The 14051-nt window shown below is 31.4% G+C and carries 9 protein-coding genes; all 9 read right to left on the bottom strand.

What is annotated here, in order from left to right; genetic code table 11:
• Window positions 1-40: 40 nt before the first annotated feature.
• Window positions 41-1369 carry an MFS transporter gene (locus tag LPC11_RS09240; RefSeq protein WP_023374997.1) on the bottom strand — a complete coding sequence of 443 codons (1329 nt, stop codon included), beginning with the start codon at window positions 1367-1369 and terminating at the stop codon, window positions 41-43.
• A gap of 141 nt (window positions 1370-1510) precedes the next feature.
• A complete protein-coding gene (locus tag LPC11_RS09245; protein WP_023374996.1) occupies window positions 1511-1912 on the bottom strand; it encodes a YisL family protein in 402 nt (133 codons plus the stop codon).
• A gap of 122 nt (window positions 1913-2034) precedes the next feature.
• On the bottom strand, window positions 2035-2937 hold the full coding sequence (locus tag LPC11_RS09250) for a fumarylacetoacetate hydrolase family protein (RefSeq protein ID WP_002450792.1): 903 nt from the start codon (window positions 2935-2937) through the stop codon (window positions 2035-2037).
• Window positions 2938-3070: 133 nt separating this feature from the next.
• A complete protein-coding gene (addA, locus tag LPC11_RS09255) occupies window positions 3071-6733 on the bottom strand; it encodes a helicase-exonuclease AddAB subunit AddA (protein ID WP_231307226.1) in 3663 nt (1220 codons plus the stop codon).
• Window positions 6730-10200: a helicase-exonuclease AddAB subunit AddB gene (gene addB / locus LPC11_RS09260; protein WP_023374994.1), complete on the bottom strand. Its 3471-nt coding sequence runs from the start codon at window positions 10198-10200 to the stop codon at window positions 6730-6732. Before addB ends, addA begins: the two co-directional genes overlap by 4 nt.
• A 563-nt stretch (window positions 10201-10763) precedes the next feature.
• Window positions 10764-11339, bottom strand: coding sequence for a signal peptidase I (lepB, locus tag LPC11_RS09265; RefSeq protein ID WP_041613912.1), 576 nt, complete (start codon window positions 11337-11339; stop codon window positions 10764-10766).
• Between the two features lie 18 nt (window positions 11340-11357).
• Window positions 11358-11879, bottom strand: coding sequence for a signal peptidase I (gene lepB / locus LPC11_RS09270; protein WP_023374993.1), 522 nt, complete (start codon window positions 11877-11879; stop codon window positions 11358-11360).
• Between the two features lie 4 nt (window positions 11880-11883).
• Window positions 11884-12459 (bottom strand): TVP38/TMEM64 family protein, encoded by a 576-nt coding sequence (locus LPC11_RS09275; RefSeq protein ID WP_015365226.1) that lies wholly within the window; start codon window positions 12457-12459, stop codon window positions 11884-11886.
• A 220-nt stretch (window positions 12460-12679) separates the two neighbouring features.
• Window positions 12680-14011, bottom strand: coding sequence for a glucose-6-phosphate isomerase (locus tag LPC11_RS09280; protein WP_002450798.1), 1332 nt, complete (start codon window positions 14009-14011; stop codon window positions 12680-12682).
• Window positions 14012-14051: the final 40 nt, after the last annotated feature.

Genomic DNA, 14051 nt, shown 5'->3' on the forward strand with positions numbered 1-14051 from the left:
GATTCAATCTAATCATTGAGTCGACTTGTTTTTTTAATTTTTAATTTGTGTCTTTCATTTTACTTTTTTGTGTAAATAATAATATAACTAAACCAATAATCAAGTATACAGTTATCATCCACATCACAATATGATAATAAGTAATTATATTCTTAATTTGAGATGTCATTAAAATAATTAACGATAATCCAACTGGACCACCAAGTTGATGCATAGTATTTGTCATACCGCTTGCTGCACCGGCTATTGTATTGTCAACTTCATAAATACCTGCATTTGTTAATGGTGATAATATCCAACCTTGACCTAGACCTACTAATATCATTGGTAAACCTATAGCTATCCAATAACCATTTTCAGGATTCATCAATGCAGAGATAATCATGCCCACTATTAAAATAAATTGACCTAAAAATAAAACTTTTGTATTACCCAACTTTTCAGTCACATTAGGTAAATACATTGCTGCAATAAAATTAACTATAGTCAATGGTAAAAAGCCTATGCCAGCTTGTAATGGTGAATATTGATATTGCTGTTGCATTATTTGTGGCAAAATAAACCAATACGATAACATAGACATCATAAAGATAAATCTACCTATATACGCGCCTGATCTTACAGAGCTTCTAAAGAGATTCATTGGTACAAGGGCATAATTTATACCTTTTTCAAAATATACAAATACTATAAACAATATCAAACCAATCGATACAAACAATAATGATTCATTAGTAATTCCATATACAAGTCCCATAGTTGCAACAACTGATAAAATAGCTCCTATGATGTCTATTCTTTGTTTCGTCAATTCCGTCCGTTTAATAAAGAGAATCGACATAATAATTAAAAATATTGTAAATGGCACATTAATTATAAATCCAGACCTCCAACTAATTGCACTTGTTAACCATCCTCCAAGTATAAGACCTATGCTAGCTCCAACCCCAGCAGTTGCACCATAATAACTGATTGCTTTGACTCTCAACTTTCCAGAATAATTGTCCATAATGAGTGCTAATGTCGTTGGTGCAATGATTGCAGAGCCTATCCCTTGAATTGCCCTAAAAATTATCATTTGCATACTTGATTGAGCCAAACCAATCGAAAGACTCGAAATACCAAAAATACTAAGTCCAATTAAAAATAGCGTTTTTCGGCCAATCAAATCTCCTAATCTACCTGAAAGTAATAAAAATCCACCGAATGTAATCGTATAAGCATTAGATATCCATGATAATGTTGCATCATTCATTTTTAAATCTTTGGCAATTTTTACTGTACTTGTAAAAATAATGGAGTTATCCATTAATATTAGAAAATAACTAAATAAAATCACAATCAAAATTAATTTTTTCTTTTTATCCATCGTAAACATACTCCTTCAAAATTTATAATAATAGAGTATAAGGTATAGAGTGAACTCTATGTCAAATAAAAATAGAAGTTAAAACAAATATAAATGAATATTTGCCTCAACTTCTAATAAAAAATAATATATAATGCTTTATTATCCTAAACCGAACATCTTACTGATTGGTCCCCAAGGTAGAATAATACCAATTGCAATTGTTACGATAATTAATGCAATTGTCATCCAAAATAATTTATTACTATTTTCATGTTTCTTTCTCTTTGCAATTGAAACTTCCATCAATGCTAATACGCCCAAGCCACAAAGCATTTTTAATGTAAGTAACATATGATTGCCACCTTCACCATGGCTTGCTGCTGCAAATTCTTTAATTAATTCCCAGAATCCAGAAATAAGCGCTAATACCATAAATAATCTTAACAACATTTGTAAAGGTTTAAAATATGGTGATGCGCCTTGTACTTTTGAAATGTTTAAGTATGTAGCAATAAATAAAATAATTGCTAATACCCAACTTAAAATATGAACATGTAACAAGACAATGTCCCCCCACTAATATATTTACTTTAATCATCATAACATAAAAGTAGTAGCTATCATTGAAGTTTAATTGCTTCAAGATAGCTACCTTGTTATTTAAAATAATACAATTTCATCAATTATTTTGAAATATAAGTTGTTAAAGTACCAATATTATCAATTGTTACTTTTACTTCGTCACCTGGTTGTAAGAATTGTGGTGGTTGCATACCTGCTCCCACACCGGCTGGCGTACCAGTCGCAATAATATCCCCTGGATGTAAAGCAACATATTTAGAAATTTCTTCGATTAGTTCGTCAATTTTTAAGATCATTTCTCCAGAATTACCGTCTTGACGGATTTCATTATTAACTTTTGTTACAATGTTAACATTTTCAGGAGTAGGAAGTTCATCCTTCGTAACGATATATGGTCCCATTGGGCAACCGCCAGTTAAACTTTTAGATAAAAATGCTTGGTCATGATTATTTTGAGCGTTACGGTCTGTAATATCATTAATAATTGTATAACCATAAACATAGTCTAATGCTAGCGCTTTAGGAATTTTCTCCCCAGATTTACCAATGACAATACCTAATTCACCTTCATAGTCTAATTGATCTGTAATATCTTTATGATTTGGAATTGTAGCACTATCACCTGTTAATGATGACGCAGCTTTAGTAAATACGTATAAACGTTGTACTTCATGGTTCAATTCACTTGCATGATCTTCATAGTTACGACCGAAAGCAATAACGTTATTCGGTGGTGTAACTGGTGGTAAAAACTCAATATCATTAAATGAAATTTTGTAATCTTCAGCTTTACCGCTATCTTCTGCAGCAACAACTGCCTTACGTACTTGTTCTTGGAAATCTAACGTTTGGTTTTGTTGTAATCCTGCTAATAATGTTTTTGGATGAAAATCACTTTCCGCAAAATCAGCAAATACTAATGTTAAATCCCAAACAGCATCTTCACGTTTAACTTTAACACCGTATGAAGTTCTGTCATTATGCTTGAATGATAAAAATTTCATTCATAATCAACTCCTCATCTATATCTTAATACATATTATAACTATAATAAGCATGAAATAACAAATATATAAGTAAGAAAATTAAGAAAGTTTCTACATATTGATTACCATACTTTATTAGGATAGCTAGAAATTATTCATGATCATCTATTTCTAATATGCCAAATTTAAAGAAGTATAGATAACCTTTAACTTTTGTTTGAAGAATCGTTTCTAATGTATTGCGATAATATTTCATCTGAATTTGATATTTATCTTTCAATTGTTGTCCGATTTCCTCATCTGTTAGGCCTCTTCGTCGATTGAATGCATCTGTCTTATAATCTACAAAGTAATATTGACCTTCACTCACGTAAATCAAGTCAATCATACCTTGAATAATCGATACACCTTCATCATCCAACTCTATCTGATCAACTTTTGATTGATTCACTACAAATGGTAATTCTCGGAAAACTTGATCAGCATTGGCAATATTCATGTATAAATCACTCTGAATAAATGTCATAATCTCTTTAAATCTAATATCTTCTTTAGCGTCAGATTCAATAATATTTGTTTCTATTAAACGATCGATATATTCATCTAACTCTGTTTCAGTCAATCTATCCTTTTTAAACGGCAAATGTTGCATTACTGTGTGCATCAATGTACCCACTTCATTAGCCTTACGTTTACCTTGTTGACTTAAAAACTTGGGTCTTTCGTAGGTTGACACACCAATACGGTATTGACGCACTCGATCATAATTTGTACCACTTTCCTCTGTTTCCAATTGACGCTTCAATTCAGATACAGATTGTTTAGATGGTTTCTCAATATCCTTTTGATATGGATATTCAAATGTTAGTTTTTCCTTAATTTTAGCTTTGATGTCATCATTACCGCTTTGATCATTTTCAATATCTTCCACAGTTCTTATTTCACTTTCTGATAACAGAGTCTCTGTTGATATATCTTCGAAGTTGTCTACATATAGATTCACTCTTGGTTTAACGTTGCTATCTAATTGTTCTATGTTTGTTTCGAACTTTTGATCATTTGTAATGCTTGAAGATTGATATTTAGCTAAAATACTATAAATCATAGTAAATGGCGTTGGTGCAGTTAAGCGTTCGTTAACTGCAAGATGATTTCCCGAAATTGGCAATCTTTCTAATTTACCTAATTCTTTTTCATCTTTCACCCTACCTATCAGAATCAATTGCTCTTTGGCACGCGTTAATGCAACATAAATTAAACGCATTTCCTCAGAGATCATTTCCTTCTCGTTAATTGCCTTATAAGCCACTGAAGATAATGAAGGATACGCGATATCTTCATTAACATCGAAATAATCCATACCTAAACCATATTTTTGATTCAATACAACTTGTCTACTCAGATCATTTTTATTAAATCTTTTAGATAGCCCTGAATAAATGACAAATGGGAATTCCAAGCCCTTACTACTGTGAATGGTCATCATTCTGACCACATTATCATTTGGACCTACAATATTTTCTTCACCGAAATCCTTACCTCTATCAATCAACTCGTCAATAAATCTAATGAATTGATATAAACCTCGGAAACTTGAATTTTCAAATTCAATCGCTTTATTAAATAAACCATAAAGATTTGCACGACGACCTCTACCACCAATAAGACCACTAAAGTATTGAATCACATAATGATCATTATAGAATTTATCAATTAATTGATAGACAGGATAGCGCTGACTATAGTCTTGATAATGTTGAATATCGTCTAAAAATCGTTTTAACTTAGTTACTAATTTTTTGTTAGCCATATCATTTTTTATATATTGTTGAATCGATTGATAAAAATAACCATCATTCGGACTAAATACGCGTATATTAGCTAATTCATCTTCTGTAAATTGATAAATTACTGAACGCATTAAACCCACTAAATAGATGTCTTGTAATGGATTATCAACTGTACGCAGAAACGATAATATTAAACGTACTTCTGTTTGTTCAAAATATCCTTCCCTACTATTGACATGGAACGGTATATCATTATCTTTAAAAGCTTGTTGTAAATTACGCGCTTGGCCATAACTTCGTTCTAGAATAACGATATCTTTATACGTCGCTGGTCGATACGTATTGGTTTTCATATCATAGACTTTTCGATGTTCTAAAATATCTTTTACTTGTTCAACGATATAATTGGCTTCTTGTTCAGTACCCGTTAATTTACTATTTTCAGAGCTAGCTTCAACTAATGTACGTAATTCTACATTATGATTAACTTCATCATATGGTGCACCATAATATAATTGAGCTGCATCATCATAAGTGATTTCTCCTACCGCTTCATCCATCATATGCTTAAATAGGTAATTAGTAGTAGATAACACTTCTTTACGAGAACGGAAATTCTGTGATAAATCAATACGCATTCCTGCCTCATGTCCATCCACATTAAATCGATTATATTTTTCGATAAATAAGCTAGGATCTGCTTGTCTAAATTTATAAATGGATTGTTTTACGTCACCAACCATAAATAAATTACCATTTGATTCATCTCCCGTTTTAATACAAGATAAAATTTTCTCTTGTACTCGGTTTGTGTCTTGATACTCATCTACTAATATTTCAGAAAAATGTTGACGATACATTTCAGCAATGGCAGACGGTGTACCATCTTCATTGGTTAAAATTTGAAGTGCAAAATGTTCGTAATCAGCAAAATCTAATACATTGCGACTTCGCTTATGCTTACTAAAATCATGGATGACATCTTTCACAATTTCTGAAAGATAGCTCACACGTGGCGCAAGTAATTGCATATCACGTTTTAAATCTTCTGGTGTTCTTGAAAAATAATCGTTTTTCACTTTATTAATCATGTCTTTATATTTATCATATGAGGCTTTTGCATCCTCTAAAGCGTCAAGCATCATCGCATTTTCTTCTTTAATTTTAGCGCTAATACTAGGAAATCGACTGACAAATTGGTGATGAACAAGTACATCCACCTGTAATTGATCATTATGATATAAATCACTCATAAAACGACGTTCTTGTTCAATAACTTCTAGTTGTTTCTCAACACCTTCCATCATTGAAAATAATTCATAACTTTTTTCAAGCGATTCATAACCAGCATTAATAAAGATCATTGCTAAATCGTTTAATAATTTTAATAAATCATCTTGTTGTGTTTCATCATGGTATGGTGCAGATAGTTGATTTAACCATTGGAATGGATCAGGGTTAGCAATACTAAAGAAATATAACTGTTTAATCATATTTCTAAATTGAGTATCACTACGATCATTTGATAATTGCTCGGTTAAATCAATAAAATCAGGATTTAACTTATCATAATGTTGTTCTAAAACCTCATCGATTGTTTGTTCTAAAAGTAGAATATTTTCTGCTTCACTACTCGTTCTAAAATTCGGATCGATATCCAATACATCATAATGTTGTTGAATTAATTTTAAACAAAAACTATGCAAAGTCGATATCTGTGCTTGATGTATTTTGATACGTTGATTTTTTAAATGTTCGTTATTTGGATCTTCTATGGACGCCTGTTGTATACGTTGATCCACACGATGTTTCATCTCTCTAGCACTTAAATTTGTAAATGTTACAACTAATAAGCGGTCAACATCAATTTCATCCCTTAAAATTCGTTGAATTATTCTTTCTACAAGGACAGCCGTTTTCCCTGATCCTGCAGCAGCCGCTACTAAAGTATCTTGACCTTTCGCATAAATACTACGCCATTGTGCATCTGTCCAAATAACGTCTTTAGGTTTTGTAGGTATCATTCATTTTCACCTCCATTTTCTTCCATTTGTTGTATTGCTTCTATTGGATTAATCGATTCATCAACTGTTCGATATCGTTTACTATCAATCATACCATCCACATGACAAACTGATTGATAACTACAAAATTGGCATGGCAATGTTTGTTTATATTTAAGTGGTGATACTTCTGTGTGACCATCCATAATATGTGTTGCTGTATCAATAAAGTTATTTTTATTATGTTCTATAAATTTATAAATCGTTTTTTCATCAGCAACTTGACTACCAGATTTACTAATAGCACCTTTAGCCGTTAAACCAACTGGCACAATATCAGATTTGAATTTAGGTTCTAATCGGATATCTAATGCATCTAAAACTTCTTCGTCACTATTAATTAATCCACTCATTTTAAATGATTTAATATAATCTTTTTCTATTTTCTCTTGATCAATTTCCGACCAGTTTTTCAATTTTAATCTTGGCTCATGAACATGGAAATATAGCAATCCTCCAGGCTTAACTATATCTGTTAATCCTAATCTATCTTGATTTTGTAGCACAATGTCCATATACGTCATCATCTGCATTTGTAAGCCATAATACACTTTGGTTAAATCAAGTGTGGCACTGCTTTCTGATGACTTATAATCGATAATATTTACATAGCTTTGATTGTCTTTTGTATACGTATCAATTCGATCAATTTGACCTCTGATATTAATGGGTACACCTTGTTTAGTTGTTAATGATTGTGCAATTAACTCCTCATCGGATTTAGGCTTTTTGCGGAAACCTGTTTCAAATTGTTGTGGTTTGAATTTTGTATAATCGCCTTGATATTTTAATGCATTGAGAGTTGTCTCTACAATGGCACCTATTCTTCGTGATAAGTATCGATAATATGCAGATGAATTTAGTAAATTAAATTGTACTTTAGGTAGAATAGTTTCTAATGCCTCAGTTGTTAATGTCTTGATTTTCTTTTGATCTAAGTGTTTAAAATCACCATTGATACGATCCGAAATGTATTTCAATACAGAATGGAAGATATCACCTAAATCAAAATTCTGTAGTTCATATTTTGTGCGTTCATTTAATCGTAAGCCATGTGAAGCGTAGTGTTTAAATGGACACTGTTGATATCCTTCAAATCTCGATACACTTGCATTGATGGTTTTACCATATAAATCTTGCGCCAATGTTTCACTAAGTTGTGTGGTCTCATTATCGTAAGTTAATGAAGTAATTAAATAATCTAGGTCCTTATTTAAACGCTCATCATCTCGCATAACTTGGTACGCATCTATCCATGTTTCTGCTACAATTTCTTCATCTAACCATGCTCTAAGCGATTCAAACAAATTAATTTTAGTCTGATGCACATGCTCAATTAAAGACATAGGGTTCGCTTGATGCATCTGATGGATATTAACCGCATCCAAGTCTTGATAAATATCTTTAATTTGAGCTAGAAATGGACTCATTTCTTTTTCATCACCTGATGCTCCCATTAAACTATATGAAAATGTCACTTTAGATGTTGCACGAGTCATAGCGATATAACACACAAATGCTTCATCCATTTGTAAAATATCTGCCGTAGGACTTAATTCGATTTGAGCATTTTCTTCGAATATTTTCTTTTCATCGTCACTCATTAAACTAGAAGAAGAAATAGGTTGTGGCATTGAACCATCATTCATACCTACAAGATAGATATGCTTTTTATTATCTACTTTTGCTAAATCCATGGTACCAATACTTACTTGGTCTAACGTTTGTGGAATCATAACAAATTCTAATTGTTCTAACCCTATATCAAACACTTCTAAGAAACGGGATAATGACATATTTTCTTTCTCAAAGACTGTCACTAAATCATCTAAAATCTGTATTAATCCGTTCCAAATTTGATCAATTTCTTCAGCTTGTTCATGATAACCATCATTATCTAGCATATCTCTCTCAGTCATCAAATGATTCGGTAGTTCAAAATATTCCATACTCTCATAAAATGCCGTCGCAAAATCACGTACCGTTTTCCCTTCATTCATGGCTTGTTCAAAGTGTAAAATTTTATCGATGACATCTGTTTTTAATTTGACGACTTGTTCAAATGTGTCTCTTTCTTCTTGAGTCAGTTGATGTTCTTTGCGCCCCATTTTTCTAAAGTTTTCAATGTTAAATAACTCATCATCTAACCATCTTTTTCCATATATGCCGCGTTCTATCACAAAGTTTTCCAATAAATCTATTAAATGGGTACTATTTTTAAATTGGTCTGTGAGTACATTGGTTTTCAATAAACGCATCATGGCATTGATATGCCAATTAGATTGGATGACTTCGATTAATGAACGAATCATTTCCATAATAGGATGATGTGTCATTGAACGCTTTGTATCGATGTTAAATGGAATTTGATATAACGGTAAAATTGATTCAAATAAATCCGCATAAGATGCATCTCTATAAAGGATTGCAATATCTTGAAAACGTAATTGATTATCACGTGTGTCTTTAAGTATTTGACGAGCTATTTCATTTATTTCTTCTCTCATACTTGATGATTCAAAAATGTCGATAAATCCTTCTGATTTCTGAGGCGTGATTTGTAATGCATCGAATTGTGACTCTAATGATTTTAAGTCATTATTTTCAAATCGAAAAATATCTGTAAAGAAGTTTTTATTTAATTGAATATGCAAGTCTTGTGCTATATCTTCGAGGTGCGTGAGTACTTCTGAGGGCTTTCTAAATAAACTGAAAGCATCTTTATTCCCGTCAGTAGTGAGTAATACCGTTACTTTTTTAGCATTCTTTACTAATGCTTGTATCATTTCATATTCTAATGTTGAAAAGTTGTGGAAGCCATCTATGTATATTTCTGATCGTTTCAACCACTCAGATTGATCCATTTGTGTGATAAATTGACGCAATGAATCCTCTACTGTAATAAATTGTCCATGCATTCTTGATTCAAATTGCTTATATATTAAAGATATATCTTCTAATTTATGCTTTGTTCTTGTTTGAACATGATGCGTGTTTAAAAATTCATCAATATGTTCTGGCAAAACAGAATACTTTTTAAAATCTTGAATTTGTTCTGCTAACTTTTCACTAAACCCAAAATATTTAGCTTGCGAACGATATAATTTCATATCATCTTGAAATTGTTGCACTAGATGATAAATCATCATTTCTGTTGCAGCCTTAGATAAACGTTGTTCCGTGAAGCCCCCAACTTCTTGGAATACTCTATGACTTAATCTTTCAAAGTGAAGCACTTCTGTTCTTAAACTACCATTCAATGAATCGTCATTAACAAATGCTTGTTCAAATTGAAATGTACTTTGTGTTGGAGCGATTAAAATAATTGGATCCCCAAGTGGGTCACGTTTCATTTTATCTTTTATTTCATCAACCATTGCTGTGGATTTACCAGTACCAGCTCTCCCAATATATGCATTTAATTCCATTACAACCCTCACTCCTTTGACAACATTTTAACACATAGAAACACTACATTTTTATAAAATGTTAGTGTTTCTTGCGCACTAGCTTTAGCTAGGGTGATCCTTTAATTTAAATTAATATTGAGATTTCGTCGTAACCCCAACTTGCATTGCTTGTAGAATTTCTTTTTGAAATTCTCTATGTCTGGGGCCCCACTCCCCTGCAAGGTTGACTAGAACTAAGATTAATAGAATATTGATTTTAGTTCAGTCAACTACTGCCAAGTCACTCAATATTATATATATATTTCTTAACACTACATTTTTATAAATTATTGTTCCTAATAGCTTTCACTATTAGGTAAGTCATACTAATTTGCTTTGCAAAAGTATGCCTTTATGCGCACTAGCTTTAGCTAGGGTGATCCTTTAATTTAAATTAATATTGAGATTTCGTCGTAACCCCAACTTGCATTGCTTGTAGAATTTCTTTTTGAAATTCTCTATGTCTGGGGCCCCACTCCCCCTGCAAGGTTAAGTAAAAAAAGCGGTAGACATTATAACAACATCTACCGCTTTAAACCGTATTAATTTTTAGTATTATCTGGATTAAAGTTAAATTTAAATTCATTTAATGGCCAGAATCTAAATGATACTTTACCGACAATTTGATCCTTATCGATTAAACCGAATGAACGACTATCTTTACTTACTTCACGATTATCACCTAATACTAAATATTTACCTTTAGGTATCACATTAGATTTAGGATTTGCATTAGCTAAGTCTTTCACTTGGAAAGTACCCGTAATATATTCAATTTGCTTACGCTTCTCATTATAATTTAAATAAGGTTCATCTTGTTTCTTACCGTTAATGTATAATTGGTCTTTTTTATATTGTACTTTATCACCAGGTACCCCAATCACACGTTTCACGTAATCATCTTTCTTGTTAGCATGGAAAACGATGACGTTACCTTTTTTTACATCACCTATTTTATAGCCCATAATATTAACAACCACGCGTTCACCATCTTTTAATGTCGGATCCATCGAATCACCTTTAATTGTATACGGTTGACCAACAAATTTTCCTATTAAAATTACTAATGCTAAAGCCACCGCTATGGCAATAACCCACTCCATAATTTCTTTTTTCAAATTAGACACCTCTTATATTCATTTAAAATCTGTCGTAAATGCTTCAAACGGATAATATTTAATACTTATATCTCCAATAATATTCTGTTTATCAATTAAACCATAGCGTCTTGAGTCTGATTGATTATGATCGTTATCATTTAACACAAAATAATGTTTAGGTGAAATGATATCGCCATCAGAATATTTCATATCTCTCAATGAAAAGTTGTTTAATTGTCTATTTTCCGCAAATTTATCTTTAATTTCTCTATCGTCGCGATAAATTTTATTATTCCTTATTTCAATAGATTGACCTGGTTTACCTATAATCCTACCAAAATGCGTATGTCCAGCATTTTTATACATGATAATATCACCAGTATCTAATAAATTAAATGTAACTTTAATTTTATTAACAATTAATCTATCACCTTTAACTAATGTAGGTGACATATTGTCATCATTGACGACGGCTCCTCTAATAACGAATGTTTGGATGAACAGTACAATAATAATCGCAAATATTAAGGAAATCAAATATTTAATAACAGTTTTCACTTTTTCACTCCTTAGTAGAGCCCATAAAATGCTTTTCTACCCTTTTACTAATAAACCAAAGTATGATGAAAAAAAGTATAGTCACAATTGCTCTTATCGGATTAGTGAAAATAGTCGTTACTTCTCGTCCCATTATCCCTAATACAGTGATAGAAATCAATTTAGATAAAGTTAATACAATAAAATAATACTTTGTTTTAATATGTGACAGGCTTGCCACTACATTAATCAATGTATTTGGTGTAAATGGAAAGCATAATAATATAAATAATGGTATTAAACCTTGTCTATCAATAAAACTAATTAATCGTTGTACGGATCGTTTAGTTTTAAATTGTTTCATCTTTTTTGTGTTGACTAATCGTTTAAAAATTAAAAACATAGTAAAAGTACCTGAAACAATACCTAGCCAACATATGATTATCCCTACTATTGCACCATATGTATGCATAATTAATATGACATATAACGTTAGCGGTAATATTGGAATAATCGCACGAAAATAAATGAGCACAAAGCCTGGAATATATCCAAATTGCCGAAATAAATCAAACCATTCTTCTAACTGTTCAAACGACAAAATCCCAAATCCTTTCTTTGGTAAACATTACTATATTTATTATAGTTGTAATTATAGCTTTTTGAAACAACTATCTTTTTAAATTCAATAAATACATCTTAAGGCGTAGATTATTTTTAATTTCAATATAAATACCGATGAAACACAATATGTTCCATCGGTATTATTTCAATTATATTTATATCATTAAAAACAAATATACATCTTTGATATTGAAGACTTATAATCTTGCTTCAAGATCTTTTTTCATATCTTCAAATCCTGGTTTACCAAGTAAAGCAAACATATTTTGTTTATATGCTTCCACACCTGGTTGATTGAATGGATTTACGCCTAATTGATAGCCACTCATAGCACATGCAAGTTCGAAGAAGTACACGACATAACCAAATGTTTCTTCATCTAATTGTGGAATATTAACAACGATATTAGGAACACCACCATCAGTATGTGCTAATAATGTACCTTCAAACGCTTTTGTATTAACTTCATCAATTGTTTTACCAGCAAGATAATTTAATCCATCTAAATCGTCACTATCTTCTTCAATAGTAAGATCATGTTTTGGATGATTCACTTTAACAACTGTTTCAAATAAGAAACGACGACCTTCTTGAACGTATTGTCCTAATGAATGTAAATCAGTTGTGTAGTTAGCACTTGAAGGATAAATACCTTTAAAGTCTTTACCTTCTGATTCACCAAATAATTGTTTCCACCATTCATTGAAATATTGCATTGACGGTTCATAGTTGATAAGCATTTCAGTTGTATAACCTTTGCTATATAGAAGGTTACGAATTGTTGCATATTGATAAGCAATATTTTCTTCTAATTTGTCAGAAGATAATTCTTTACGTGCTTTTGCCGCACCAATCATCATTGCTTCAATATTGATACCTGCAGCTGCAATTGGTAATAAACCGACAGCAGTTAAAACTGAATAACGGCCACCTACATCATCAGGTACTACAAATGTTTCATAACCTTCATTTGTAGCTAATTGTTTTAATGCACCTTTTTGCTTATCAGTTGTTGCAAAGATTCGTTTTTTAGCCTCTTCTTTACCATATTTATTCTCAACTAATTGTTTAAATAAACGGAATGCAACTGCTGGTTCAGTAGTTGTACCAGATTTAGAAATGACGTTTACAGAAAAATCTTTGTCAGCTAAATAATCTACTAATTCTTTTGTATAACTTGATGATAAATGATTACCTACAAAAACAATTTCAGGATAGTCATTATTTGTTCTAAATGAAGATGTTAGCATTTCAATAGCAGCACGTGCACCAAGGTATGAACCACCAATACCAATAACAACTAACACGTCAGAATTTGCTTTAATACGTTTAGAAGCTTCTACAATTCTTGAAAACTCTTCTTTATCATAATCAACAGGAAGGTCTACCCAACCCAAGAAATCATTTCCTGCACCAGTTCCTTCATGTATCGTTTTGTGTAATGTCTTCACGATATCTTTTTGTTGTTCTAATTCATGTTCTCCAAAAAATTCTAAAGTCTTACCATAATCTAATTGAATATGAGTCATCTAAAAAGCCTCCTATGTTTTACTACTTTAATTCTACTAA

It is taken from the genome of Staphylococcus sp. HL28, assembly GCF_021117155.1.
GTDB lineage: Bacteria > Bacillota > Bacilli > Staphylococcales > Staphylococcaceae > Staphylococcus > Staphylococcus warneri.

Coding starts and splice junctions, on each gene's coding strand:
- LPC11_RS09250 (WP_002450792.1), bottom strand. CDS start 2,937: ATGAAATTTTTATCATTCAAGCATAATGACAGAACTTCATACGGTGTT.
- addB (WP_023374994.1), bottom strand. CDS start 10,200: ATGGAATTAAATGCATATATTGGGAGAGCTGGTACTGGTAAATCCACA.
- addA (WP_231307226.1), bottom strand. CDS start 6,733: ATGATACCTACAAAACCTAAAGACGTTATTTGGACAGATGCACAATGG.
- LPC11_RS09240 (WP_023374997.1), bottom strand. CDS start 1,369: ATGGATAAAAAGAAAAAATTAATTTTGATTGTGATTTTATTTAGTTAT.
- LPC11_RS09280 (WP_002450798.1), bottom strand. CDS start 14,011: ATGACTCATATTCAATTAGATTATGGTAAGACTTTAGAATTTTTTGGA.